This window comes from Vitreimonas sp., assembly GCF_036392335.1.
Taxonomy (GTDB): Bacteria; Pseudomonadota; Alphaproteobacteria; order Caulobacterales; family Aquidulcibacteraceae; genus Vitreimonas.
Window position 1 is genome coordinate 17,861 of the sequence record NZ_DASVYD010000019.1, and the last position, 25,901, is coordinate 43,761.

Consider the following 25,901-nt stretch of genomic DNA (forward strand, 5'->3'; position numbering starts at 1 on the left):
AACGCTGACGCCCGCCGCCTGCGAAACGTCAGCCAGCGCGGCGCAAAAGGTTCCTTGAGCCAAGCTCGAGGAGACGATTATGCAAGAGAGACTCGTTCGCGTCTGGGATTTGCCCACACGCGTCTTCCACTGGGCGCTTGTTGCGCTGTTGGCGGTGTCCTGGTTCAGCGGCGGTGAAGAGGGCGGCGCGGCGACGCTGCATCGCTATGCCGGAGAAGCGATCGCCGGTCTCATCGTCTTCCGCATTCTGTGGGGCTTCATCGGCAATGAGCGCGCCCGCTTCGCGGACTTCGCGGCAGGGCCCGGCGCGATCATCCAGCATCTCGGCGACCTCTTCCGCGACCAGCCCAAGCGCCATCTCGGCCACAATCCGTTGGGCGGCGTCGCCATCTTCGCGCTGCTGGCGATTGTCTCGGCGCTCGTCATCACCGGTCTCTTCAGCGGCGGCGATGAGATGGCTGGGCCGTTCGTCGGCATGGGCGGCTTAAACATGGCCGAGCTGCACGAAGCTTTGTTCCGCGTGCTGCAAGCCTTGGTCGTGCTGCACCTGATCGGCGTCGCGCTTGAATCCTGGCTCAGCCGCGACCGGCTTGTGCCAGCGATGATCTCGGGCGCGAAGCGGCGCCGTCCCGACGAGCCAGGCGCCGACGCCCGCGCCGCCCATCCTGTCGCGCTTATCGTGGCCCTGGCCCTCGCCGCCACGACGACCTTCGCGCTCGCGGCCCAGCCCATCCCGACCGATTACGTTGGCGCCGAAGCTGAGCACGGCGGCGCGCACGAGGGCGGTGAACGCGGCGAGGAGGAAGACTAGGCGCGACGCGGGTCCACGAAGTCGATCCGATCTTCGTGGATCTCGTACGCCCAGGAACTTGCTTGCGTGCGCTGGGTTTCACGCGCGACGAATTCGACAATGTCGTCGCGCGCGGTAAGCAGCGCGCCCGTTTGCGCTTCCCAATGCTGCGGGCGCGGCAGGTCGATGCTGAATTTCACGCGGCCCGCGCACATCTCGTGCGAGAAGCGGATGCGGCGCTCGCCCTCGATATAAATCACCGTCCCCGCGCGCGCATTGCCCTCGAACTCAAGCCGGCGCGTGAATTTGGCCACGATGGTTTCCAACGCATCGCGGCGCATCTCCAAATCCACATTCGGGATCACATTGCCAAACCCGTCGCGATATATCCGCGCCGCATCGCTCGGTTTTTCCTCATGCGTCGGCGCGGGCGGTTTGGGCGCGGCGACGCCCGCTTCGAGCTTGCGCATGCGCACTTCATGACGCCAGCCCTCCGTGTGATCGATCTCGACGCGATAATCGCCGGGCGGCCAGCCGAACGTATCCGTCAGAATCTGGATGCTGCCATTGAGGCGCGAGGCCACCGGCGCCTGCTCCATCAGCGCGCCATCCGGTCCGACAATGCGCAGCGCGCCATAGCCAGGCCGCCCGGGTTGCGGCAGCCACAAGATCAATTGCTGACAGCCGGGATAACGCACGAATTGCGCCGTCAGAAGCGCCATGCCCTCCGGCGCGCCGACATTCACCGGCGGCTCCAAAACAATCTCGCCTTCAAAACCGTCGTCCGCCACCCGCGCCTCCGCGCCTATCGATGTCACGGAAACTCAACGTGCGAAAGCGGCCCGGTGGAGGGCCGCTTTCTAAAGGTGCGCGCAGGGCGGGGGTGAAAGTGCGCGCCCCTGATGAACGCGGTTTCCGCTCACCCGTTCCCGCGCCGCCCAAACATTTCAAGGCGCCGTGTGACGCCCACGGCTTCCAGGAACGTCTCATCGTGGCTGACAATGAGCAACGCGCCATCATAGGCGCGCACCCCGGCTTCGACCGCTTCGATCGAGTCGATGTCCAGATGATTGGTCGGTTCGTCCAAGATCAGCAGCTGCGGCGGCGCGTGCCCCCCCAGCACGCACGCCAACCCTGCCCGCAACATCTGCCCGCCGCTCAGCGTGCCAACACTCTGCAACGCCGCATCGGCGCGGAACATGAAGCGCGCCAGCGCCGCGCGGCAGGAATTCTCATCAGCGTCTGGATTGAGCGCGCGAAAATTATCGCGGATCGAAAGCTCTGGATCGAGCATGGAGACCCGCTGATCCAGCAGCGCCCAAGACGCCGTCACCCGGACTTCCCCGGACCACGGCTTCAGCGTCCCAGTGATCAACGCCAGCAGCGTGGATTTGCCGGCGCCATTCGGCCCGGTGATCGCGACGCGCTCAGGGCCAACAAGCTCCAACGACAAACCATCAATCACCGGCGTGGCCCTCTCATAGCCCGCGACGACATCTTTCAGCCGCAGCACCTGCTTGCCGACGGCAAGCCCCGTCGGCGCCAAAGCCACCGCGAAAGGCTGCAGCACTTCGATACGTTCGCGTGCGGCGGCGACATCCGCCTGAGCCTGCGCGCGCCGCTTCTCCACCAGACGCGCATGCTCGGCGCTGGTGTTCTGCGCATTCTCCTTCATGCCGCCCAGCATGATTTTCGGTATGTCGCCGCGCATGGCCTTGCGCTTGCCGGCGCGATCCTTGTGGGCTTTGCGTTCGAGTGTGGCCTGCGCGGTGCGGGCGAGTTCGGCCATGCGCTTTTCCGCATCGTCGAGATCGCGCGCCGCAGCGGCAAGCTCCATCGCCTTGCGCCCCCGATAGGCGCTCCAGCCGCCGCCATAACGCGTGGCGCCCAGCGACGTCAGCTCCACGATCGCATCCATGTTCTCCAACACTTCGCGGTCGTGGCTGACGACAATCGCCCCCGCCCGCCATTCGGCCAGCAGCGCGATCACCGCTTCGCGGCCCTCGCGGTCGAGATTGTTGGTGGGCTCATCGAGGATCAGGAAATCCGGTTCGGCGAACACCAGCGCCGCCAAAGCCGCGCGCGTGCGTTGGCCGCCGGAGAGCGCCGCGAGCTTCGTTTCTGCGTCGGCGCTGAGGCCAAGCCGCGCGAGCGCCGCTTCGACACGCGCCTCCAGCGTCCAATCGGCGTGCGCCAATTCGTCGGCGCCAGCCTCACCCCGCGCCGCGCGCGCCAGCAAAGCCAGCGCATCACGCACGCCAAACACATCCGCGACGGTTTCGTCCGCGCCAACCTGCACGCTTTGGCGCAGCACCGCGATGCGCCCGCGCACGCTGACCGAGCCTGTGCGCGGCGCAAGTTCACCGGCAATAATCTTCAGCAGCGTGGTCTTGCCCACGCCATTGCGGCCGACAAGCCCCGCGCGTTCAGCGCCGAAGCTCAGATCAAGATCAGAGAAGAGAGGCCGGCCATCGGGCAAAACCCAGCCGAGCTTGGACACAACAATCGACGACATGAACACACATAGTCCGCAGGCAATCCGACAAAGGGTTTGGCTGTCAGGCGATGTTCACGTGTGCGCGTCCTTGTGCTGAGGCGCCCGATATAGCGAAATTTGCCGACGCATCAAGAGCCGGCTCAGCCGGCGATCCGCGTCTGCTCAACATGGTCGACGTTGAAATCATCATACCGCGCCGCGCTCATCAGCGCCGCGTGCACGATCGGCGTCACCGTTTCCATGCGGCCGTCATTGCACGCCGCCGCCGCCGAGGTCTTCGCCGTGGTATCGATCAGAACTTCGGCGTACCACATTGAATTGGTGCCGTTGTGCCAAAGTCCGCCATTGCGCAGATACCAGCCCAGCGCGTAATCGCCGCCGAATGGCGGCGTATGCATCAGCGCCCAGCTCTCGGGCCGCAGCAGCGTGGAGCGATCGCGATGCGCGTTCAGATATTGGATCAGGTCCGGCAGCGACGCATGCGTTGATCCCGCCGGCGCCCAGGCCGTGGGAATGTCGGCGATGGCCTCGCCCGGCGGGTGCGGGGTCAAGCTCTGGGTGAACCACGACGCATGCCCGACGGGCTGTTCGCCTTCATCGCTCAGCCCCGGCGGACCAAACCCCGCGCTCTGCAAACCCAAGGGCGCAAACACATGCGTGCGCATCAACTCTTCCCACGGCGCGCCGAGCTTCGCTTCGAGCATCGCCGCGGCGATGACGTAGCCGCTCTGCGAATACTCGAACGTGTCTTCGCGCCGGCCGACCGGCTCTTGCCTTAAGGCATAACGCGCAACCACGCGGCGGCTTTCGCGCGCGTCCGTCTCCGTCAACGGCAGGCCCAGCAGGCCCACATCGATCACATCGGTCTGCAGCCCGGCGCGGTGCGAGAGCAGGTGGACGAAGCTCGCGCCGCGATATTCATCGCGCATGCTCGGCATGAACCCGCCCAGCACGGATTCGATCGTGTCGTCCCAGCTCACCAAACCGGCCTCGACACAGCGCGCCACCAACGTCGCCGTCATCGACTTGGTGATTGAGCCCAGATGCCAGCGATCCGACAGCGTCGCGGGATCGGACGCATCGCGCCGCCGCACGCCCGAGACCCAGCCCACCACCGGTCCAGCTTCAGCTTGCGCCATCGCGGCTAAGGCGGGCGAGCCGGTGATCGCCCGCAAGCGATCGAGTTCGGCTTGGGTAAGCCGCGTCAGCGGCGCCGGCGGGGGCGTCACCCCTCTGCCCGTGGGTCTGGCCTCGGTCGGCTGGCGCGCGAGCGGCGCGCCGCACGCGGCGAGGGCGGCGGCGCCAAGGGCCGCCCCCACGTGTCGGCGTGTTAGAAGCGGTCCACCGCCACTCACGATCGTCCCCTAAGCGCGTTGTCCTGCGTCTTCTGTCGCGCCGCCCAAACCGTTCTTCGTTGTTCCCAGCCAAGTCAAGACGGCGCGCGGGCACGGTCCCGGACCGTGACCATGGTCACATCGCCCGGGCGGGGGTGCGGGTAGGTTCTCTTCATCGAAGCGACGCCGCTTCGAGACCTGAGGAGCAAAGCCCATGACCAAGTTTTACGCCCTGATCGCCGCCTGCGCCGTGTTCGCCCCCGTCGCCTTCGCGACCCTGACCCAAGCCGCGCAAATCGTCGCCTGATCGGCCCCGCCCACAAGAATTTCGAGAGCCCGCACATGACTAAGTTCTACGCCTTGATCGCCGCCTGCGCTGTGTTCGCACCGATGGCGATGGCCACACTCAGCCAAGCCGCTCAGATCGTCGCGTAGCTCCCCGCGACCATACGAGTGCGCCACAGAAGGCCGCCGAGGATGCTCCCCCTCGGCGCCCTTCTCTCTGCGCGCGATTTAAGTCTCGCGCGCGGCCTCGCTTAAGGCCTCCTTCACCAAATCGGCCAAGCCTCGCGCAAACGACGAGGTGCCAAGGTGAAGCGACTGGGTCTTGCAACACTGGCCTTGCTGGCGCCGGCTGGCGCCGCGCACGCGGGCGAGTTCTCCGGCAATATCAGCCTTGTCAGCGATTACGTCTTTCGCGGCGTGTCGCTCAGCGACGGCGCCATGGCCGTGCAAGGCGGCTTCGATTGGACCGACGAGCATTTCTATGTCGGCACATGGGGCTCAAGCCTCACCGACGGCGTCGAACTCGATCTCTATGCCGGCTTCACGCCGACCACCGGCCCAATCACCTGGGACTTCGCCGTGCTCGGCTATTTCTATCCCGGCGCCGATGATGAAGCAGCGGAGCTCGATTATCTCGAATTCATGGCCTCCGGCACGTTCTCCTTGACCGAGAGCTTCTCGGTGCGCCCCGCCCTCTATGTGGCGCCAGACAATTATGGCGACACGGGCGAGGCGACCTATATCGAACTCAGCGCCGCCTATGAGATGACGGACGAATTCGTCTTCTCCGGCACGTTTGGCTCACAAAGCGTCGAAGACCCCGACGGCCCCTTTGGCGCGGCGGAGGAGGATACTTACGCCTCCTGGAATCTTGGCGCCGCCTACGTTGTGGACGGGTTCACGCTCGACCTGCGCTACCATGACACGGATATCGACGCCGGCTCGGACATCGAGGCCTACACGTACGGTCCCGACAGCTACGACAGCGCATTCGTCTTCTCGATCAGCCGCGGCCTCTGAACGCTTTGCGCAGCGTCAAAGCTTGCGCGGGCTGCCCGTGATCTCCATTCAAGCACCATGACCGACGCCTCGCCCCCGCAGCCGAAGCTGCAGATCCGCATCATTCCGGTGACGCCGCTGCAGCAGAATTGCTCGCTGATCTGGAGCGAAGAGACCAAGAACGCCGCCTTCGTCGATCCCGGCGGCGACGTCGAAAAGCTCATCGGCGCGCTCAACCATTTTGGCCTGAAACTTACCCGCATCTGGCTGACGCATGGCCATGTCGACCACGCCGGCGCCGCGGACGAATTGCGCGAACGTCTCGGCGTCGCCGTCGAAGGGCCGCACGAGGCGGATCAATTCTGGCTGGACCAAATCGAAGACGCCGCCACCCGCTACAACGTGCCGGGCCTGCGCAATGTGAAACCCGACCGCTATTTCACCGACGGCGAAGTGCTCGAATTCGAAGGCGTGCATTTCGACGTGTCGCATACGCCGGGCCACACGCCCGGCCACGTCGTGATCCATAACAAGGACGCGCGCATCGCCTTCGTCGGCGACGTCTTGTTCGCCGGCTCGATCGGCCGCACCGATTTTCCGCAGGGCAATCATCAGCAATTGATCGACTCGATCACGCAGAAGCTTTGGCCCTTGGGCGAGGACATGGCGTTCGTGCCGGGGCATGGCCCCACATCCACCTTCGGCCGCGAACGTCAAACCAATCCGTTCGTCGCCGATCGCATCACCGGCTATGCCGGCGCGGAGAAAGTCGACGCCGACATCGGCGAACAGCGCAGCTCGAAGCGCTACACTTAGACGAAGATCGCCACAGCCTGACGGCCAACGGCGAGCGGCTTGCCCGCGTCGTCCCACAACGTCATCGCTTGCATCGAATAGCCCTCGCCGGCCTGCTCGCTCGACGCCCAGAGCAGGTGCCACGCATCGAGCCGCTCCAGCGGCGCCATCACATCGACCGTCCAGGTCATGGTGCTGATCGGCGCGGGCTTCGGAAAATGCACCATCGCCGCCGGCGGCAGGCAATCAGCAAGCGCGAGCAGGGCCGTGTTCGGATCAGCGTCGCCGGGATTGAGGAAGCGCGTCCAAACGCTGAATTCCGGCCGCGGCGCGCTCTGCTCCAGGAGGCGACCGCCAGCGGCGAGACGCGTCTCGAAATTATTCCAGAAGCCGGGCGGGGCATTGCCGCCCTCTTTGCGGAACGGCTTCAAATCGGCGGCCGGCGCCACAGCCGGCATCGGCAGATAATTGTGCGCGACCTGGCTGTCGCGGGCGCCGCCAAACACGAACACTGCCCGCGCCACCGCGCCCTCATCATTCACGCATTCGCTGGCGAAGATCGCCGACGACCGCCCGCGCCGCAGCAGGGGCGAGGCGAACCGCAGGCGTCCCGAAGCAGGGCCAACGAAAGTGAATTGCGCCGACCGCAGCGGCGGCAGCGCGCCGTGCGTGCGCTTCAAAGCTTCATAGCCAAGCGCCGCCGTCATGCCGCCATAGAGCGTGCGGCCTTGCGCCCAAGCTTCGGGCGCATCAATGGCAAAGCTCTCCCCCTCCGGAGCGAGCGCGGCGACAACATCAGCAAGCGAACTCATGCGCTCTTGATAGGCGCCCCGCGCGCCCAGCGCAAAGCCTCACTCCGCGCCAAGCTTCTTGGCGTAACCATCGGCAACAAGTTTCGCCATCACGTCGAACAATTGATCGGGATTGCTCCGCCGCAGCGCCGCGCCCATCGCTTCCATGCCTTCCGCTAGGATAAGCTCGCGCGTTCCCTTCTCCAGCGCATCGACTATTGTGTTCGCGGCGACGTCGGCGGGCATCCCATTGTCGATCGCCGTATCGCTGAAGCCCCGCGTCTGCGCTTTGCCGTCGAGTGCGTTCTTCGACACGTTCGTCTTCACCGAGCCCGGCGCGACCACCAGCACCTTCATGCCCTGATGCGTCGTCTCCGCGCGCACGCTGTCATGATAGCCAATGATGCCAGCCTTGGCCGCGCTGTACGCCGCCCGCAGCGGGGCGCCGACAATGCCGGCCACACTGGAAATCGCCACCAGATGCCCGCCGCCCGCGCGCACCATAAGCGGCAACAGCGCCTGCGTTAGCCGGATCGGCGCCATCAGATCGACGGCGATGATGCGCTCATACACTTCGAACGCGGTATCGACCGCCAACGAGCGCTGCGAGATGCCGGCATTGTTCACTAGGCCGTCAACCCGCCCGCGCCACGACCAGGCCTGTTGCACCATGTCCGGCACGCGCGCGAAATCCGTCGCCTCGAACGGCAGGATCAGAGTCTCCGTCGGTACGCGCGCCGCCACATCGCGCAACGCCGCTTCGTTGCGTCCCGACAGGATCAGGCGCGCGCCCTTGGCCGCCAGCGCCTCCGCCAACGCCGCGCCGATGCCCGACGACGCGCCCGTGATCCACCAAGTCTTGCCTTCGAACATCGTCACCCTCTCCGTACGTCAGCGCATGGTGCGCCAACGCGGCCCTCACGTCCACGCTTGCACGCGGGCCGCGGCGGCCTAGTTTCCCCGCAACACGATTTGGAGCGCCCGATGCAATTGATCAGTCAAACCGCCGTCGAGGGTCGTCCCGGTCCGAACTTCGCCGCGCGCAACAAGCAGGTTGACGCAACGGCGCTGACCGACATCAAGGTCTTCACCAAGGGGCAGCCCTATGCGCTCTACCGCGATCTGCGCGAGCATGCGCCCGTGGCTTGGGTGGACGAACCCATCAGCGGCGCCGGCTTCTGGGTGGTCACGCGCTACGCCGACGTGATGAAGGTCAATTCAGACCCACAGACTTTCTCCTCGCAACGCGGCGGCATCCTCATGGGCACGCCGAAGCCGGAGCAGGGCCATCCCCTGCTCACGCGCGCCTCGCTCGACGCCATGATCAATATGGACGCACCCTGGCACCTCGAATTGCGCCGCGAGCATATGGCGTTCTTCACGCCGAAATATCTGGACAAGCTGAAGGGCCGCATCGCGCAGGAAGTCACCAGTCTGCTCGACGCCATGGCCCCGCACGCGGGCGAAGAGATCGACATGGTCGAGCATTTCTCCGCGCGCCTGCCGCTCTACACGCTCTGCGAATTGCTCGGCGTCCCAGAGCCGGACCGCCCCAAATTCCTCGAATGGATGCACTATCTGGAGCGCGCGCAAGACCTCGCCATGCAACAGCGCGTCGGCACGCTGCAGCTCTCGCCAGACCTCCTCACCTTCATCGGCGCCTTCAACAGCAATGTCGAAGAGATGTTCGCTTACGGCCGCGACATCCTGAAGAAGCGCCGCGCCGAGCCGCGCGAGGATTTGCTCACCGCCATCGCCAACGCCAAGCTCGACGGCGAATTGCTGGCCGATGAATATCTCGACGGCTCCTGGCTCTTGATCGTGTTCGCCGGCAATGACACCACGCGCAACACGCTCTCCGGCGCCATGCGCTTGCTCACCGAATTCCCGGATCAGCGCGCCAAGCTTGTGGCCCAGCCTGAGCTCATGGCCAACGCCGCCAACGAATTCATCCGCATGGTCAGCCCCGTCATCTATATGCGCCGCACCGCCACGCGCGACACAGAGATCGCCGGCCAAGACATCGCCGAGGGCGAGAAGGTGCTGATGTATTACGGCGCCGCCAACCGCGACCCCGCCATGTTCGACAATCCGGACGCCCTCAATGTCGAACGCGCCAACGCGGATAAACACATCGCCTTCGGCTACGGCCCGCACGTCTGCCTCGGCAAACGCGTGGCGCAAATCCAGCTTGAGGAAGCCTACCGCCAAATCCTCGCCCGCCACCCCAACGCCACCTGGACCGGCGACATCGACATCGCCCCCAACAATTTCGTGCACGCGATCTCGCGTCTGGGCGTGCGTTTGGGCGGCTAGGGCCCGCGCCTCACCCTTGGCGATCCGCGCGCGCTGGCCCACACTGCGCGCGGAGCACGCCACACATGATCCCAGGCCTGATGCAGCCCAAGCCGCTGCAGATTATCGACATCCTCAAATTCGCCGCGACCGCGCATGGCGGCGTGGAGATTGTTTCACGGCTCATCGACGAGCCGCTCACCCGCCTCACCTATCGCGACGCGCTCGCCCGCGCCGAACGCGCCGCCAAGGCGCTGCAGCGTCTCGGCGTCAAATCCGGCGACCGCGTCGCCACGCTCGCCTGGAATACGCATCGGCATTTCGAACTCTTCTACGCCGTGCCCGGCCTGGGCGCGGTGCTCAACACCGTCAATCCCCGCCTGTTCGACGAGCAGATCGACTTCATCCTCAATCACGCCGAAGCCGAAGTGCTGCTGTTCGACAAGAGCTTCCTCGCTCTTGTTGAGCGGCTCCGGCCCGGCATGAAAACCGTCAAGACCTTCATCATGCTGAGCGATGCTAGCGCGCACGAAGCCGGCGCCGTCGGCGCGCTCTGCTATGAGGATTTGCTCGCCGCCGAAAACGACGACGCCTTCGTCTGGCCCAGCATCGACGAAAACGCCGGCGCCATGCTCTGCTACACGTCCGGCACCACCGGCGATCCCAAAGGCGTACTCTACTCGCATCGCGGGATCGTCCTGCATGCGATGGCCTCCGGCCTCAACAGCGCCTTCGGTTTCGACGCGTTCGACGTCGTCATGCCCTGCTCATCGCTTTATCACGCCTCGGCTTGGGGTCTGCCGTTCGCCGCGCCCATCAATGGCTGCAAGCTGGTCATGCCGTGCGACCGCATGGATGGCGCAAGCCTGCAAGAGCTGATCGTCAACGAGGGCGTCACCTTCTCAGGCGGCGTGCCGACGATCTGGACCATGTATCTCGCGCATCTGAAGCAGACCGGGCAAACGCCCGGCAAGCTGCAGCGCGTCGTCATTGGCGGCTCAGCCGTGCCGCGCGCCATGGCCGAGACGTTCAAGAAGGATTACGGCGTCCGCGTGCTGCAAATTTGGGGCATGACCGAAACCGCCCCGCTCGGCGTCATCGCCACGCCGACGCCCGCACTTGCCGCCCTCGGTGAAGACAAGCTCGACGAAGCCATCTGGACCCGCCAAGGCCGCCTCCAATTCGGCATCGAGCTCAAGATCGTCGACGAGAACGGCGCCGAGGCCCCGCATGACGGCGAAACCTCCGGCGCTCTGATGGTGCGCGGCCCCTGGACCATCCAACGTTATTATCGCGGCGACAAAGACGTCACCGATTCCGACGGCTGGTTCGACACCGGCGACATCGCCACGCTCGACGCGTTCGGCTTCATGCGCATCACCGATCGCAAGAAGGACGTGATCAAATCCGGCGGCGAGTGGATTTCATCGATCGATCTGGAGAACGCGGCCGTCGCCTGCCCTGGCGTGCGCATCGCCGCCGTCGTCGGCGTGCCGCATCCCAAATGGGAAGAGCGCCCGATCCTCGTGCTCGAAACTCACGCCGGCGCCAATGTGAGCGAAGACGACGTGCGCGCCTTCCTCGCCCCGCGCATCGTCAAATGGTGGAGCCCCGACGCCATCCTCTTCGACACCATCCCCCTCACCGCCACCGGCAAGATCGACAAGAAAGTGCTGCGGCAACGCTATGCGGATTTGTTGATGCGGTGAGTGCGGCGCTAGGATTTCGCGCCGGCCGCGCGGCACTTGTCCGAGCAGAAGCACCTGCGCCCAATCCCGCGCCCATTTCTTGCGCCACGCAAACGGACGCGCACATGCGGCGCAGATCTTCGTCGGTAAATCCGCTTTCGCCCGCTTCGCGCCGTTCGCGTTTCTCCGCGCCATGCGGCTAACGCGATTGCATCGGGCGAAACGACGCCGGGCACGGCCCTCTTCCATAGGCCGAGCCCAGGGAAATTTCGCCGAGATGCAAGGCGCCATCGGCGAGCCTGATCCGTCCTCGTCCCACGAAATCTGCCGGCCGATTGTTGCCACCTTCCATGACGAGCGCGAGTTCGCGGGTGCGCTCATCGAAGCTCCAGCGCCCCCAATAATCGCGATACGTCTCGAACGGCCGCCACGTGACGCTGAAGCGGCCATCGGCATGGAACTCCAATTCTCGAACGTCCAGCGCCATGCCGCACTCATGTTCCGCCTGGCGCCACTGACCCACGAGCGCATGGCGCGCAATCGGCGGCGCCGTCGCGCAGGCGCTGAGAAGCGCAATGGTCACGATCAAGGCGGAGCCCCGAACGTTTCGGTGAAATCGGTTCCACATGAATCCAGCCCGCGAAGCCGCGATCGAAAAATGCCCCATTCGCGCGTTGAACTTACCAAGCACCGGCGCGGACCTGTCAACGCCACATGGCGGTCACATCGCGCTAATTTGGTGTTGCAGGCTGCGGCCCTCGCGCCGATGCTGATCGTGAACGGCGTTGCCCGGGTGAAGTTAGGCGGTGAGGCGACTTGAATAAGCACTTTTCCTCAGCATTGGCGCTTCTGTGCGCCGCCGCCTGCGCCAGCGGACCGCCGCGCGACGAACCGCGGCTGGTCTTTCAGACTGTCGCGACGACGGGCGCGCCTATCGTTCGCATCTATTCGAATGACAGCGTGGTCGTCATTTCGGGCGCCGAAGAGCTCCGCTTCAACGACGTCGAAGCAAGCTTCCCGCGCTGGAATGGCACGAGGTATCGCGCTCAGTCCGGTGGGCGCGGTCTCCTTTTGGAGATACGGGACGATCGACCGTGCGCCATCGCGGGCGTCGACCGCCAACGAACGGCTACCGTGCTGGTGAGCGTGAGCGGCGCCGCCGCGGACCAAACGACATGTGGGCACCACATCACCGACGAGGGCCAGTGAGCCTACGCGCCATGTCGCGCGCCGTTGCACGAAAGTCTGCATCGACCCGATGCGCATGCGCGCCTTAGTCTGGCGCGTCCATAACCACGAGGTGTCTCCTTTGGCGTTGTCCTCGACACTCGCCCTGGTCGTGTTCTTTGTCTTGAGCGTTGCGGCGGCGCTGAACTTCCGTCTCCTCCAATTGAACGGCCCGCGCGGCTCAAAAGCCGTGTGACCGTCCCCAGCACGCCACGCCGTCCCCTCTTCGGGCACAGGCGGACCTTGCCGTTTTCCCGCGCCGCCGAAGCGGCCATTGGTATGCATTTGTCCGAGCGGCTATAATTGGCCCTATGCGGATGTAGGCTCGGCTTCTCGTGGTCTTACGATCCAGCCGCAAATCAATCCCGCAATTGAGCCGATTGCGATTTCGGCCAGCGTGTTCTGCCAGAGCAGGGCGAGAAATGCTGGACCAACAAAAATGAGCCTTGGCGCGATTAGAGCGAGGGGGCCAGCGATCATGAAGATGCCGAGGTGAGCGGCGGGAAATCGGCGGGAGAGTAGAAATGCAACCGCAAAGCCCAGCAGGAAATCAATCGCGTAGGAGAGCACCGTCGCTAGAAGTGCATTCCCTGCGTTCGGCAGATCGGATGCTGCGGGAGTCTGATGCACCGCCGTTGCAAACACTGATGCGAACAAAACTATATCAAATATCGTCTTCAGAGCCGCCCCTAAGAGCGTGGCTGCAAGCCACCCCGAGAGAAACCTCCACATGCCGCGCACCCCCTTTCAGGCTGAAGAATTTGTCTGGTCCGTGATACCCACGCAATGTCCATCTTCGGCGAATTCCAGCCTTATGCGCCTGACGTGCGGAATGCCCGCTTCGTGCGCACTTGCGGACCCGTCCACGCCGCGCCCACATCGACCAGCGCGCCTTCAAAAAAATCTATTCAACCCCTCCCCCACCGCCCGTATTCTCCCGCCATCGCCTCCGCAGGAGGGCAGTTGGTACCCTGTTCGAACCGACGCGGCGGCGATGCGATTGAGCGTGAAACATCAACGCTCCTCCGCCTGCCGCGAACTTTGCGCGGCCATTCGGATCAAGCGCGTTCAAGGTGCGCGCCGGATGTGCGGGGGTAGCGGCCCGGGTCGGGCGCGTCATGCAGGCTTGCCGCTTGGCGCATCGCTCCGTCAGCCGCGATGGCGCTGATGTTCGAAGCCCGCTGCTAACAGCGGGAGCGCACCGGCAATGTCGCGAACACGACATGCCGCACGCCGTCGGCGGTCCGTCTCTCTGGTGTGAAAAAACGCCCGCAGCGGAGCCGACGCCTCGAACAATCGCGGAGACGCGGGTTTACGCGTCATAAGCGCCGAGCCAACGGCGCCCTTCTTACGACGCGCAATCCCGCGTCTCCGGCCCTCCTCGGGCCAAAGTTTTCGAAGGCCGCAAGGCCAATGCGGACGCGCGCCTAATTCGCGCGTTGCTCCTCGGCGTACAGCACCTGCGCTTCGCTGGCGACATAGGCGCGGATGGCTTCGGCGTCGCTGGCGCTGACCCATTGGCTGAAATCCGGCATGCCGTTGGCGGCGCGCGCGCCGTGCACGGTGTCGCGCCAGACGCTCGCATCCTGCAGCGATGGCGCGCGGCGGAGATCAGGCAGCACGCCGCCCGAGGTCGCGCCCGAGCCGTGGCAGACGCCGCAGAAGGCGCCGTACGCCGCCGAGCCGCGCGCGATCACGGCTTGCGAGACGCGCAGGGTCGGCGGCCGCTCCATCGGCAGGCGCACCAATTCGCGCGTCGGCAAACTCGCCGTGCCGCCAATACGGAACACGTTGACCCGCGCATTCACAGGCTCACGCGGCGGATCGGCGATGCCGAAGCCAACCGGCAGGAACCAAAGCGTCCCATAAGAGGCAAGCGAGGCGACATATTGCACACCATCGACCGAGTACGTGATCGGCCCGCCCATGGTCGCGGCTTGGTTGTCGTAATCCCAAAGCTGAGCGCCGGTCTGCGCATTGTAAGCGCGGAAGCGGCCCGTCAGCGTGCCTTGGAAAACGAGATTGCCCGCCGTCGCCAATGTGCCGCCGTTCCACGGCGTGCCAAGCGGCACGCGCCAAGCTTCACGTTGATTCACCGGGTCCCACGCCAGCAGGAAGCCTTGCATCGAATTGCGGATCGCCGCGCGCGTGGCGCGATCTGTCGGCAACGCCGCATGCACCGTGCCCGTATTCCAGCGGCCCGGGCGATACACGAAGGCCGGATCGGCGGTGTAATCCTGCGCCAGCTCCTGCACCGGGATATAAACGAGGCCGGTGTCGCGCGACATCGACATCGGGTGCCAATTGTGCGCGCCGAACGGCGACGGCAGCACGATCGCTGTGCCGGACGCATAGCGCGCCTCGGCATTCTCGATCGGCCGCCCGGTGCTCATGTCCACACCGCTCGCCCACGTCTGCGTCGCGATCGAGCCGGCCGAGATCAGCCCGCAATTGTCGCGATCGATCACATAGAAGAAGCCGTTTTTCGGCGCGTGCATCAGAACGCGGCGCTCCTGCCCGCCGATTTGCAGCGTGCTCAGAATGATCGGCTGGGTCGCGGTGTAATCCCAGGTCTCCCCTGGCGTCTCCTGATAATGGCACTTGTAAGCGCCCGTGTCGGGATCGACGCCCACAACGGACGAGAGAAACAGATTGTCGTTGTTGCGACCTTCGATGTTTGGCGAACGAATGTCGCGGTTCCACGGCGACCCATTGCCGACGCCGATCCAGAGCGTGTCGGTCTCGTGATCATATACGATCGCATCCCACGCCGTGCCGCCGCCGCCGCTCTCAAGCCAGGCGCCGGCTGTCGGATTCCATGTCGCGAGCGCGGTGTCGCGCACGGAGTCGGAGGCGGCGTTGTCGACTTCGCGCGGATTGGGCGTTGTGTAGAAGCGCCAGCGCAGCTCGCCGGTCTCGGCGTCATAGGCGCTCACATAACCACGCACGCCGAATTCGGCGCCGCCATTGCCGATATAGATGAGGCCACGCGCGGCGCGCGGCGCGCCCGTAATCGTGTAGGGGCGCGATTGATCGACAGTGACGACCTCCCAAACCTTCGCGCCGTCGCGCGCGTTCAATGCAATCAGTCGACCATCGAGCGTGCCGACATAGACTTTGCCGTTCCACACCGTGACGCCGCGATTGCCAACGTCGCAACAAGCAGAAGCGCCACGTTCATGCGGCACCTCGGGGTCGAACACCCAGAGCTCCTCCCCTGTCGCGGCGTTCAGCGCATAGACGATGCTCCAGGCGGAGGTGACGTACATCACGCCATCGACCACGATCGGCGTCGCTTCGGCGCCGCGCGGCATGCGCATCTCGTAGGTCCAGGCGAGACCAAGCTCGCTCACATTTTCCGCGTTAATATCGGTCAGCGGCGAGAAGCGATCCTCGGAATAAGTGCGCCCATGCGTCAGCCAATTGCCGGGCTCGCGGTCGGCGGCGACGATGCGCGCCTCGTTCACCGCGGCCGGTCCGGACGGCCCGCAAGCGGCCAAAGCCAAAGCGACCCCCGTGGCCACCGCCACCGCCATTCGTCTCATGACCGCTCCCTATTGTGTTTTGCAGCATTGAACGCCTCCGGCGAAACGCTGTCTAGCTCACGGAACCAACAGTGCGCTTGATCCCCTGCCCCTACGTCGCTAGCCACGAACACACCAAAGTGCGGGGAGCGCCATGACCGAAGCGACCAAAAAGGGCGGCATCCCGCTCCATGTTCTGATGCTGCTGGGCTTCGCCGTGGGCCTCGGCGCCGGGCTTTGGGTCAACATGAATGTCGGCGGCGACGCGCCGTGGGTGGAATGGCTCACCGCCAACATCACCGGCCCGCTAGGTCAAATCTTCCTGCGCTTGCTCTTCATGCTGGTGCTGCCGCTCTTGTTCAGCGCGCTCGTGGTTGGCGTTGCGGAAATGGGCGATCTCGGCGCGCTCGGCCGCGTCGGCTGGAAGACGCTGATGATGACGGTGGTGATCTCCACCATCGCGGTGCTGATCGGCCTGGGCATGGTCAACGCGTTGCGGCCGGGCGACGGCGTCGATCCGGTGCTGGCGCAACAACTCTTGGCCCAAGGCGCCGAGGGCGCGGCCGGGATTGTCGAGAACGCGCCGGAAAGCGTGCAGCTCGGCCAATTCTTCCTCGACCTCATCCCGCAAAACGTCTTCGCCGCCGCGAGCGCCAACCTGGTTTTGCCGGTGATGGTGTTCGCGCTGCTGTTCGGCATTGGCCTTGTGCTGGTGCGCACGCCAGCGACGGATCAGCTGCAACTGACCATCGCGGGCATTTTCGAAGTGATGATGAAGCTCATCAACATCGTCATCAAACTCGCGCCCATCGCCATCGCCTGCTTGATGTTCAATCTGGCGGCGCTGTTCGGCTGGGACCTGATGATCCGCTTGGCCGCCTTCGTCGGCGTCGCCGTCGGCGCGATGGCGATCCATATGTTCGTTATCTATCCGCTGTGCATTTGGCTGCTCGCGGGCCGCAACCCGCTCAAATTCTTTGGCCATGTCCGCGAACCCATCGTCGTCGCGTTCTCGACCGCGTCGTCGAACGCCACCCTCCCCGTCTCGCTGCGCGCGGCGGAGACTGAGCTCAACCTGCCGCGCAAGATCGCGCGCTTCGTGCTCACCGTCGGCGCCACCGCCAACCAGAACGGCACCGCTCTGTTCGAAGGCGTCACCGTTCTCTTCCTGGCGCAATTCTTCGGCGTCGAGCTCTCCCTCAGCCAGCAAGTCATCGTCATGCTGGTCTGCATCCTGGGCGGCATCGGCACCGCCGGCGTGCCCGCGGGCTCGCTGCCGGTGATCGCGATGATCCTGGTGATGGTCGGCATTCCCCCGGAAGGCATTGGCCTCATCCTCGGCGTCGACCGCTTCCTCGATATGTGCCGCACCACGCTCAACGTGACCGGCGATCTCGTGGTCGCGACCGTTGTTTCACGCGGCGAAAAAGACCCTGAACCGTCGCAAATCTGAGCGCCGCTGCATCCAAAGCGGCGGCAGCGGGCGTCCTCCCTTCATCACGGAGGGAGGACCCCGCATTGAAAACCTTCATTCTTGCCGCCGCGGCTTTAGTCGCGGTCGGCGCAATTTCACACGCCGCCGCCCAGCCATTCGATCCGCGCACCTACCAAGATCAAATCGTAGGCGAACGCACGCAAGTCATGGTGCTCGGCTCCCCGCACCTGAGCGGCGCGCCAAGCAATTTCGACCCCGCCGTGCTCGAACCGCTGCTGCAGCGCCTTGAGGCGTTTCGCCCCGACATCATCGCCATTGAAGGCCTGTCAGGCGAGTCGATCCAAACGCTGTGGACCTATCGCGAAATCTATCCGGAAGTCGCCACCACTTATGGCGGCTATCTCATGATGCTCTCGACCATGACGCGCTACGATCTCCAGCTCGATATGGCCGAGGCCGAAGCTGAGGTGCGGCGCACGCTTGCGACGTGGCCGGAGGAGCCGACGCCCGCGCAGCGCCGGCGGCTGGCGGCGCTCTTTGTCGCCTCAGGCGATCTCAATTCGGCTTTGGTGCAATGGTGGAGACTTCCGCCCGCCGAGCGGGTCGAGGGCGACGGCGTTATCCAGCGCCTCATCACGGAATTCGCCCTGTATGATCGCGAGCGGCGTAACGAAAATCACATGATCGGCGCCCGTCTCGCCGTCCGCCTCGGGCTTGAGCGCGTCTATCCTATCGACGATCACGCAAGCGATGACGTGATACTCGCGCGCAGCGCGGACCTTGAAGCGTTTTTCGCGGAACCTTGGCTCACCGACCTCATGGCCGACCCCGCGTTCACGCCGCTCCGCGAGGCGTCGAGCAATCTGCGCACGCCGCGCCAGGCGCTGCAGACCTATCAAATGCTCAACACGCCGGCGGTAGGGATCACGGACGCGAACGGTCAATGGCTTTCGATGATCAACCGGGCGAGCCCCAATCATGTTGGTCGCACGCGGGTCGCCGAATGGGAAACCCGAAACCTGCGCCAGGTCGCCAACATCCGTGAGGTTATCAGCCATCAGCCTGGCGCCCGGGTGCTGGTGATCACAGGGTCTGCGCACAAGCCATGGTTCGACGCCTATCTGCGCATGATGACCGACGTGCAGGTCGTCGACGCGGTGGAGGTGTTGCGTTAGCGCCCGCCGAGCGGCTTAGGCCAAAGGTGGGTTGCTGTGACTGGCGTCACGGCGGCCCTTAGACGGCGGTCATAAGGTCTTGCTCATGGAAGCGACGGGCTTCCGGGAGCAAGACCAATGACCGCCAAGTTCTACAGCCTGATCATCGCCGCTTTGACGTTCGCGCCGTTCGCCTACGCCACGCTGAACCAAGCCGCGCAGATCGTCGCCTAAGCCGCAATCGAAAGCCGAGGGAAACACCCATGCATCCGCAAGCCGCCCAAGCCGCCGCCGCAAGCTTCGCAACCGCCGCCAAGCCGGCCGTCGCCAGACTCTACGCCCTGGTCTTCGCCTTCCTGGCCGCCGCGCCGTTCGCGATGAGCGCGCTCAACCAAATCGCTTAAAGGTCATCGCACAGCTCCCTGCGATGAACTTGGCGAGGTCCAAGAAGAAGGGCGCGGTGGCCAACACCGCGCCCTTCGACGTTTCACGATCCGCCCTGCCCTTTGCTGGGCCGGGCTTCCTCCCGAAGCTTAGAAGCCGCCGCGCAGACGACGCATCACGTCGTCGAGCTGTTCGAGCGTCTTGTAGCTGATCCGGACCTCGCCAGCGCCGTTGCGATCATTGATCGTCACTTCGAGGCCAAGTGCGTTCGACAGGCTTTGCTCCAGCGCGCGCGTGTCGGCGCTTTTCTCGACACTAGCGGGCGCGGCGACCGCCACGCGCGGGCCGTGCTTTTCGTCCTTGGCTTGCTGCGCGAGTCGTTCCACTTCGCGCACATTCAAGCCTTCGCTCAACACACGCTGCGCCAGGCCGCGCGGATCGGGCGCGGTGAGAATGGCGCGGGCGTGGCCTGAGCTGAGGCGACCGTCGCGCACCATCTCCTGCAGATCGTCCGGCAACTTCAGCAGGCGCAGCATGTTGGCGATGTGCGGGCGCGACTTGCCGACGGCTTCGGCGATCTCTTCCTGCGTACGGCCGAAGCGATCGATCAAAGCTTGGAAGCCTTGCGCCTCTTCGATCGGGTTCAGATCCGTGCGCTGCACGTTTTCGACGATGGCGATCTCGACGACTTCAACTTCGTTGAGCTCACGCACCACGGCGGGGATCGTGTGCAGGCCCGCGCGTTGGGCGGCGCGCCAGCGACGTTCGCCGGCGACGATCTCGAACCGGCCATCGGCGATCGGGCGCACGAGGATCGGTTGCAGCACGCCGTGCGTGCGGATCGAATTCGACAGCTCGGTCAGGTCGGCTTCGTCGAAATGCTTGCGCGGCTGTTGCGGGTTGCGTTGAACCAGATCGATCGAGATGGAGCGCGGGCCGGTCTCCCCTGCGGCGGCCTGGGTCGGAGCCGGAGCAGGCGTGATGGGCGCAACAGGCGCCGCCGGCGGTGCGGCCGGCTCGCCGAACACTGAACTCGGCGCGGCGGGCGCCGGGGCGGGTTGCGGCTGGGCGTTGGCGGCGATTGGCAGCTCGAACACATTGCGCGGCGGCTCGATCGGCGCGCGCGGCGGTTCGGGTTGCGGTTGGGCCCAGGCATTCGCGGGCGTTGGCTGAGCGGCCGGCGGCTCGGTGCGGACAGGCTCGCCCAGCAATGCTGACAGCCCGCGCCCCAGCCCCCGTGGTCTTAAATCGCTCATGCCCTGCTCCTACCCGACCCCGAATCGGTATGCTTAAATTTTCGCTAGGCAGGTCTTACCTGCGGGTAAAAATTTCCCACCGGAATCTACGCCGCCTGTAGATTGCGCTCCCGTTCGATCAGCTCTTTGGCAAGCTGGATGTACGCTTTGCTACCCGAGGCGTTCTGATCATAGATGATCGCCGGCAGCCCGTGGCTCGGCGCTTCGCTGATCCGCACGTTTCGCGGGATCACGGTTTCATAGACTTTGTCCGGGAAGTGCGTGCGCACTTCGTTGGCCACCTGCTCGCTCAGCGTGGTGCGCTTGTCGTACATCGTCAGCACCACGCCTTGGATCTCAAGCGTGGTGTTGAGATTGGCCTTCACCGCATTGATGGTCGCCACCAATTGCGCGAGCCCTTCGAGCGCGAAGTATTCCGCTTGCAGCGGCACCAACACAGCATCAGCGGCCGTGAGCGCGTTCACCGTCAGCACGTTCAGCGACGGCGGGCAATCGATCAGCATGTAATCGATGTTGAGCTGCGATTCCGCGCGAAATTGCGCCACCGCATCGCGCAAGCGAAATTGCGCGCGGCCGCCGGCCATCAATTCGGTTTCGACGCCCGAGAGGTTCGCATCGCCTGGCGAAATGTAGAGGTTCGGCACCTTCGTCGGCATGATCGCCTTGGACAACGGATGATTGCCGACCAGCACATCATAGGACGTGATCTTGCGATCCTGCGGATGGATGTCGATGCCGGTCGAGGCGTTGCCCTGCGGGTCGGTGTCGAAGATCAACACGCTCTTGCCCGCAGCCGCCAAAGCGGTGCCGAGATTGATGGCGGTGGTTGTCTTGCCCACCCCGCCCTTCTGGTTGGCGATCGCCAAAGCGCGCATGTCCCACCACTCCTTCTCGGAGCCTTAGGAACGCGCGGACGCCTTCGTGACACGAACAATGCGGCCGCGCGGATCGCTCAGGCTCTCCAGCACTTCTGCCCGGTACGCCCCACCATTTAGAGCGTCGTTCGCGGCGGCCATCTCGGCGTCTAGGTCAGCGCCTTTATGGAAGAGACCTTGCGCGCCGCGATCGAGAATCGGCTTCGCATAGGGGATGAGTCGGTTCAAGGGCGCGAGGGCGCGGGCCGTCACCACATCATACCGTCCGGACCCACCGCCGAAATCCTCGATCCGCATGTTGAAAACCTGCGCGGGCAAGCCCGCGGCCTGGATTACCTCATCAAGGAACCGGGCCTTTTTGCCGATGGATTCCACCATGTGGACGCTGGCGCCCTCACGCTCGGCCAGGAAGCAGGCCAGCACGAGCGCCGGGAACCCGGCGCCAGAGCCAAGGTCGATCCAGCGCTTGGCATCCGGCGCAAGGCGAAGCAGCTGGGCGCTATCGAGCGCGTGGCGCGACCAGAAGAGATCAAGCTCCTTTGGGCCGACCAAATTGGTGTGCTCGTTCCACTCCGCCAGCAGCCGGCGAAAGGTTTCCAGCCGTTGAGCTGTTTCTTGTGAAACCGGCAGCCCAAGGTCACGCGTGAATTCCGCCAGGCCGTAGCTCACGTCCATCCTCCCCCGCGTGCGGGGGAGGTGTCGCCGAAGGCGACGGAGGGGGAAGTTGGCGACGCCCCCCTCAGCCTCGCTGCGCTCGGCAGCTCCCCCGCACGCGGGGGAGCATGAATGCGGCCGTAGCTCACGGATGCGGCCCCGCCCCGCCGTACGTGGCGGCGAGGTAGCGTGTGATGGGCTTAGGCTCATCAAGGAAGTACCGGCCCTCGAACGCCTTGGCGTCCGACGGTGGCGTCGAACCATCAGCCAGCACGAGCACCGGCATCGATTGGTTCTCTTCGCCGATCAGCACGATGATGTCATGACGCGGCCGCGGGAACGGCATGCGCTTTACATCGATGCGCGCGGCCCAATGCGGGTTGGCGAGCAACGCGCCTTCCATCGTCGCGCACGCGGTGCAGAACCAGGTCCCCTCAAGCGCTGCGTCCTCGAACGGCGCGCGCAGGATGAAGAGCGTGTCTCGCTTCAGGCTCATGCCCGCTTCCTCTGTTCGCGCTTTACATGCGCCAGCAACGCCGTGAGCGCGCCCGGCGTGACGCCTTCAATGCGCGAGGCTTGGCCGAGCGTGACGGGCTTGGCGCGCGACAGCTTCTCGCGCACTTCGTTCGAAAGACCGCCGACGCTTGCGTAGTCGAGCGCGGGATCGAGACGCAAATCTTCGTCGCGTTTGAAGGCGGCAACATCGAGCGCCTGGCGGTCGAGATAGCCCGAATACATCGCATCGATTTCAAGCTGCTCGCGCGCTTGGCGCGAGAGAGATACAAGCTCGGGCCAGATGGCGCCGAGCTGATCGTAGCTGATCGACGGATACGCCAAGAGCTGCAACGCATCGCGGCGTTGGCCATCTTGGTTCACCTTGAGCCCGCGCGCTTCGGCTTGCGCCGGCGTCAGCTGTAGCGATTTCGCGAGCGCACGCGCGGCTTCGATTTCCCGCATTTTGTCGGCGAATTTGCGCGCGCGCTCGGCGCCGACGCATCCCAGCTCAATGCCTTTTGGCGTGAGCCTTTGGTCAGCGTTATCGGCGCGCAGCGACAGACGATACTCGGCGCGCGACGTGAACATGCGATAGGGTTCGGTGACGCCGCGCGTGACGAGGTCATCGATCATCACGCCGATATAGCCCTCTGCGCGCGTGATCTCGAACGGCGCGCCCCCGCCAGCGGCGCGCGCCGCGTTGAGACCCGCGATCAGACCTTGAGCCGCCGCTTCTTCGTAGCCGGTCGTGCCGTTGATCTGCCCCGCGAGATAGAGGCCGGCGATGCGCTTCGTCTCCAGCGTCGGCAGCAATTCGCGCGGATCGACGTAATCGTACTCGATCGCATAGGCGTGCCGCTTGATGACGACATGCTCGAGCCCAGGGATCGTGCGGATGAATTGCTCCTGCACATCCTCCGGCAGCGAGGTGCTGATGCCGTTCGGATAGACCGTATCGTCATCCAACCCTTCCGGTTCGAGGAAGATTTGATGCGCGTTCTTGTCGGCGAAGCGGACGACCTTGTCTTCGATCGAGGGGCAATAGCGCGGCCCCCGCCCGCTGATGGCGCCCGAATAGACCGCGCTCTTCGACAGCGATTGCTCGATGATCTTGTGCGTCTCGGCGGTGGTGTACGTCACGCCGCACGCGACTTGGCGGTTGGTGATCTTGTCGGTCAGGAACGAGAACGGCGACGGCTCGTCGTCAGCGTATTGCTTCTCCAGCGAGTCCCAATCGATCGAGCTCGATTGCAGCCGCGCCGGCGTGCCGGTTTTCAGCCGGCCCATCGCGAAGCCCGTCGCATAGAGCCGATCCGACAGGCCAATCGCCGGCGCCTCGCCGTGGCGGCCCGCCGGGATGCGCTTGTCGCCGATATGGATCACGCCCTTCAGGAAGGTGCCGGTGGTGAGCACGATGCGGGGCGCGCGGAACTCGCGGCCGTCGGCGGTGGTCACCCCGCAAACTGCTCCCCCGTTTACGGGGGAGCTGTCAGGCGCAGCCTGACTGAGGGGGCCGCCCCCTTCGACCGCGCCGTTGGCGCGGCCACTTCCCCCGTAAACGGGGGAAGACAAGATCAGGTCTTCGACCGCCGCAGCGACAATCGTGAGGTTAGCCTGCGCCGCCAGTGCGGCCTGCATGGCCTGGCGATAGAGCTTGCGGTCGGACTGGGCGCGGGGGCCTCGGACGGCCGGGCCCTTGGAGCGATTGAGCAAGCGAAACTGGATGCCGGCGGCGTCGGCCACCCGGCCCATGACTCCGTCCAGGGCGTCGATCTCGCGGACCAGATGGCCCTTGCCCAGGCCGCCAATGGCCGGGTTGCAGCTCATCTCGCCGATGGTTTCGAGCTTGTGGGTCAACAGCAGCGTACGCGCGCCCAGGCGCGCGGCAGCCGCAGCCGCCTCACAGCCGGCATGGCCGCCGCCGATGACGATGACGTCGAAGCTGGTGTTTTCGTGGGTCATGGAGGGCGCGTCTAATAGCGCAAATGGGGGCCGCGCGCGAGGCTCCAATCCTGGATCGTTTCACATGGAACGCCCTAAAGGCCCGGAAACCTGTTTCGCGTGGAACCCCCGGTTCCGGGCGGCTTATTTGCCGATGCAGAAGCTGGAAAAGATCTCGCCCAACAGATCCTCAACATCGATCCGCCCAGTGAGCCGGCCGATGGCATGGGCGGCGGCTCGGACGTCCTCGGCGGCCAGCTCTGGGCCGGCATCCAGCGCCGGCACGGCGCGGCGTAGAGCGGCTAGCGCCTCTTCCACCAGCCGCCGGTGGCGCGCGCGGGTCAACACCGGCGCCTCTTCGCCTTCAAGCGCCTCGACCACGCGCGCCTTGAGCTGGGTTTCCAGCAGATGCAGGCCAATGCCGGTTTTGACGGAAATCTCCAGCATCTCGCCCGAGCTGTGGGCCGCATACTTGTCGGCCTTGGAGCGAACGAGCAGGTCATCGGGCTGAAGCGCCGCCTGCACCTCGACTGGGATGTCTGCCCCGGCCTCGACCACGGCGATCCGCAGATCGGCCTCCTCGGCACGCGCCAGCGCCCTGCGCACGCCTTCGGCTTCGATCGCGTCCGCCGCTTCGCGCAGCCCGGCCGTGTCGGCGATCCAGACCGGGTAGCCGGCCAGCACCAGGCGGACCTCGACCACGTCGCGGGTCGTGCCGGGAATGTCCGACACGATCGCCGCCTCGCGTTGGGCTAGCGCATTTAAGAGGCTCGACTTGCCGGCGTTGGGCGGGCCGATGATGGCGATGCGGAAGCCGTCGCGGACCCGCTCGCCGCGATGGCCGTCGTCGAGATGCCGGCTCATGTCGTCGGCTAGGGCTTCGAGAATGGGCCCGGCTCGCTGGGCCAAAGCGCCCGGCAGGTCTTCGTCCGGGAAATCGATCTCGGCTTCGATCAAAGCCGCCGCTTCGATCAGCCGCGTGCGCCAGCCTTCATAGACCGCGCTCAGCGCGCCGCGTACTTGGCGCAAAGCTTGTCGGCGTTGGCCCTCGGTCTCGGCGTCAACGAGATCGGCCAACCCCTCCGCTTCGGCCAAATCGAGCTTGCCGTTTTCGAACGCGCGGCGCGTGAATTCGCCAGGCTCGGCGATGCGGACTCCAGTTTGTACAAGACACGCGTCGATGATCGCGGCGATCACCGCCGGCCCGCCATGCACGTGTAGCTCGACAACGTCTTCGCCCGTGAAGCTCGCCGGTGCTTCGAAAAACACCGCGAGACCATCATCGATCGAAACACGCGTATTTGGCGCGAAAAACGCGCGTCTCGCAGCAATGCGTGGTGATGGAATTTCGCGCGCCGTTATCGCGCGCAACACATCGCGCGCATGCGGACCAGAGATGCGCACGATGGCGACGCCTGCGCGTCCTGCGCCCGTTGCGAGCGCGACGATCGTGTCGCGTTTCATGTGAAATTCTCTAAGACG

General features: G+C 65.0%; 23 protein-coding genes and 1 pseudogene. 9 read left to right on the forward strand and 15 right to left on the reverse strand.

Annotated elements, in window-relative coordinates; all coding sequences use genetic code 11:
• Positions 1-79: 79 nt before the first annotated feature.
• Positions 80-811 (forward strand): cytochrome b/b6 domain-containing protein, encoded by a 732-nt coding sequence (locus VF769_RS03985; protein WP_331007075.1) that lies wholly within the window; start codon positions 80-82, stop codon positions 809-811.
• On the opposite strand, the gene VF769_RS03990 is transcribed toward VF769_RS03985, so the two are convergent.
• From VF769_RS03990 to VF769_RS04000, 3 genes are all read right to left on the reverse strand, one after another.
• Complete coding sequence (locus VF769_RS03990) at positions 808-1,581, reverse strand: hypothetical protein (protein WP_331007076.1); 774 nt, start codon at positions 1,579-1,581, stop codon at positions 808-810. The genes VF769_RS03985 and VF769_RS03990 overlap by 4 nt on opposite strands.
• A gap of 128 nt (positions 1,582-1,709) precedes the next feature.
• Positions 1,710-3,305: an ABC-F family ATP-binding cassette domain-containing protein gene (locus VF769_RS03995; RefSeq protein ID WP_331007077.1), complete on the reverse strand. Its 1,596-nt coding sequence runs from the start codon at positions 3,303-3,305 to the stop codon at positions 1,710-1,712.
• Positions 3,306-3,427: 122 nt separating this feature from the next.
• A complete protein-coding gene (locus VF769_RS04000; protein ID WP_331007078.1) occupies positions 3,428-4,642 on the reverse strand; it encodes a serine hydrolase domain-containing protein in 1,215 nt (404 codons plus the stop codon).
• Between the two features lie 570 nt (positions 4,643-5,212).
• Between VF769_RS04000 and VF769_RS04005 the strand changes: the two genes are divergently transcribed.
• Positions 5,213-5,926 carry a TorF family putative porin gene (locus VF769_RS04005; RefSeq protein WP_331007079.1) on the forward strand — a complete coding sequence of 238 codons (714 nt, stop codon included), beginning with the start codon at positions 5,213-5,215 and terminating at the stop codon, positions 5,924-5,926.
• Positions 5,927-5,983: 57 nt separating this feature from the next.
• A complete protein-coding gene (locus VF769_RS04010; RefSeq protein WP_331007080.1) occupies positions 5,984-6,721 on the forward strand; it encodes an MBL fold metallo-hydrolase in 738 nt (245 codons plus the stop codon).
• Here VF769_RS04010 and VF769_RS04015 read toward each other — a convergent pair.
• Both VF769_RS04015 and VF769_RS04020 read right to left on the reverse strand, forming a co-directional pair.
• Positions 6,718-7,512 carry a thioesterase family protein gene (locus tag VF769_RS04015; RefSeq protein ID WP_331007081.1) on the reverse strand — a complete coding sequence of 265 codons (795 nt, stop codon included), beginning with the start codon at positions 7,510-7,512 and terminating at the stop codon, positions 6,718-6,720. The two genes, VF769_RS04010 and VF769_RS04015, sit on opposite strands and share 4 nt — an antisense overlap.
• A gap of 39 nt (positions 7,513-7,551) precedes the next feature.
• Complete coding sequence (locus VF769_RS04020) at positions 7,552-8,364, reverse strand: SDR family NAD(P)-dependent oxidoreductase (RefSeq protein ID WP_331007082.1); 813 nt, start codon at positions 8,362-8,364, stop codon at positions 7,552-7,554.
• A gap of 111 nt (positions 8,365-8,475) precedes the next feature.
• Here VF769_RS04020 and VF769_RS04025 point away from each other — a divergent pair, with 111 nt between their 5' ends.
• A complete protein-coding gene (locus VF769_RS04025; protein WP_331007083.1) occupies positions 8,476-9,807 on the forward strand; it encodes a cytochrome P450 in 1,332 nt (443 codons plus the stop codon).
• Between the two features lie 65 nt (positions 9,808-9,872).
• A complete protein-coding gene (locus VF769_RS04030) occupies positions 9,873-11,495 on the forward strand; it encodes a long-chain fatty acid--CoA ligase (protein WP_331007084.1) in 1,623 nt (540 codons plus the stop codon).
• Between the two features lie 8 nt (positions 11,496-11,503).
• On the opposite strand, the pseudogene VF769_RS18420 reads toward VF769_RS04030, so the two are convergent.
• Both VF769_RS18420 and VF769_RS04035 read right to left on the reverse strand, forming a co-directional pair.
• A pseudogene (locus VF769_RS18420) lies at positions 11,504-11,669 on the reverse strand (DUF2256 domain-containing protein).
• A gap of 4 nt (positions 11,670-11,673) precedes the next feature.
• Positions 11,674-12,063, reverse strand: coding sequence for a hypothetical protein (locus VF769_RS04035; RefSeq protein WP_331007085.1), 390 nt, complete (start codon positions 12,061-12,063; stop codon positions 11,674-11,676).
• Positions 12,064-12,290: 227 nt separating this feature from the next.
• Here VF769_RS04035 and VF769_RS04040 point away from each other — a divergent pair, with 227 nt between their 5' ends.
• Positions 12,291-12,683, forward strand: a complete 393-nt coding sequence (locus VF769_RS04040; protein ID WP_331007086.1) for a hypothetical protein — start codon at positions 12,291-12,293, stop codon at positions 12,681-12,683.
• A gap of 327 nt (positions 12,684-13,010) precedes the next feature.
• Here the strand turns inward: VF769_RS04040 and VF769_RS04045 are convergent, their stop codons facing one another.
• A complete protein-coding gene (locus tag VF769_RS04045; RefSeq protein WP_331007087.1) occupies positions 13,011-13,433 on the reverse strand; it encodes a hypothetical protein in 423 nt (140 codons plus the stop codon).
• Between the two features lie 695 nt (positions 13,434-14,128).
• Positions 14,129-16,246, reverse strand: a complete 2,118-nt coding sequence (locus VF769_RS04050; RefSeq protein ID WP_331007088.1) for a PQQ-dependent dehydrogenase, methanol/ethanol family — start codon at positions 16,244-16,246, stop codon at positions 14,129-14,131.
• Between the two features lie 133 nt (positions 16,247-16,379).
• Between VF769_RS04050 and VF769_RS04055 the strand changes: the two genes are divergently transcribed.
• From VF769_RS04055 to VF769_RS04065, 3 genes are all read left to right on the forward strand, one after another.
• Positions 16,380-17,678: a dicarboxylate/amino acid:cation symporter gene (locus VF769_RS04055; protein ID WP_331007089.1), complete on the forward strand. Its 1,299-nt coding sequence runs from the start codon at positions 16,380-16,382 to the stop codon at positions 17,676-17,678.
• 65 nt (positions 17,679-17,743) lie between these two features.
• Positions 17,744-18,835: a DUF5694 domain-containing protein gene (locus VF769_RS04060; RefSeq protein ID WP_331007090.1), complete on the forward strand. Its 1,092-nt coding sequence runs from the start codon at positions 17,744-17,746 to the stop codon at positions 18,833-18,835.
• A gap of 242 nt (positions 18,836-19,077) precedes the next feature.
• The gene (locus VF769_RS04065; RefSeq protein ID WP_331007091.1) at positions 19,078-19,218 is read left to right on the forward strand and encodes a hypothetical protein; all 141 of its coding nucleotides are present in this window, start codon (positions 19,078-19,080) and stop codon (positions 19,216-19,218) included.
• 129 nt (positions 19,219-19,347) lie between these two features.
• Here VF769_RS04065 and VF769_RS04070 read toward each other — a convergent pair whose 3' ends face one another.
• The 6 genes from VF769_RS04070 to mnmE form a co-directional block, all read right to left on the reverse strand.
• Positions 19,348-20,454, reverse strand: coding sequence for a ParB/RepB/Spo0J family partition protein (locus VF769_RS04070; RefSeq protein WP_331007092.1), 1,107 nt, complete (start codon positions 20,452-20,454; stop codon positions 19,348-19,350).
• Between the two features lie 86 nt (positions 20,455-20,540).
• Positions 20,541-21,329, reverse strand: a complete 789-nt coding sequence (locus tag VF769_RS04075) for a ParA family protein (protein ID WP_331007093.1) — start codon at positions 21,327-21,329, stop codon at positions 20,541-20,543.
• Between the two features lie 24 nt (positions 21,330-21,353).
• Positions 21,354-21,998 (reverse strand): 16S rRNA (guanine(527)-N(7))-methyltransferase RsmG, encoded by a 645-nt coding sequence (gene rsmG, locus VF769_RS04080; protein ID WP_331007094.1) that lies wholly within the window; start codon positions 21,996-21,998, stop codon positions 21,354-21,356.
• A gap of 130 nt (positions 21,999-22,128) precedes the next feature.
• Complete coding sequence (locus VF769_RS04085) at positions 22,129-22,479, reverse strand: DUF3088 domain-containing protein (RefSeq protein WP_331007095.1); 351 nt, start codon at positions 22,477-22,479, stop codon at positions 22,129-22,131.
• Positions 22,476-24,440 carry a tRNA uridine-5-carboxymethylaminomethyl(34) synthesis enzyme MnmG gene (gene mnmG, locus VF769_RS04090; RefSeq protein WP_331007096.1) on the reverse strand — a complete coding sequence of 655 codons (1,965 nt, stop codon included), beginning with the start codon at positions 24,438-24,440 and terminating at the stop codon, positions 22,476-22,478. The genes VF769_RS04085 and mnmG overlap by 4 nt, the downstream gene beginning before the upstream one ends.
• Positions 24,441-24,563: 123 nt before the next feature.
• Positions 24,564-25,883 carry a tRNA uridine-5-carboxymethylaminomethyl(34) synthesis GTPase MnmE gene (gene mnmE / locus VF769_RS04095; RefSeq protein WP_331007097.1) on the reverse strand — a complete coding sequence of 440 codons (1,320 nt, stop codon included), beginning with the start codon at positions 25,881-25,883 and terminating at the stop codon, positions 24,564-24,566.
• Positions 25,884-25,901 lie beyond the last annotated feature (18 nt).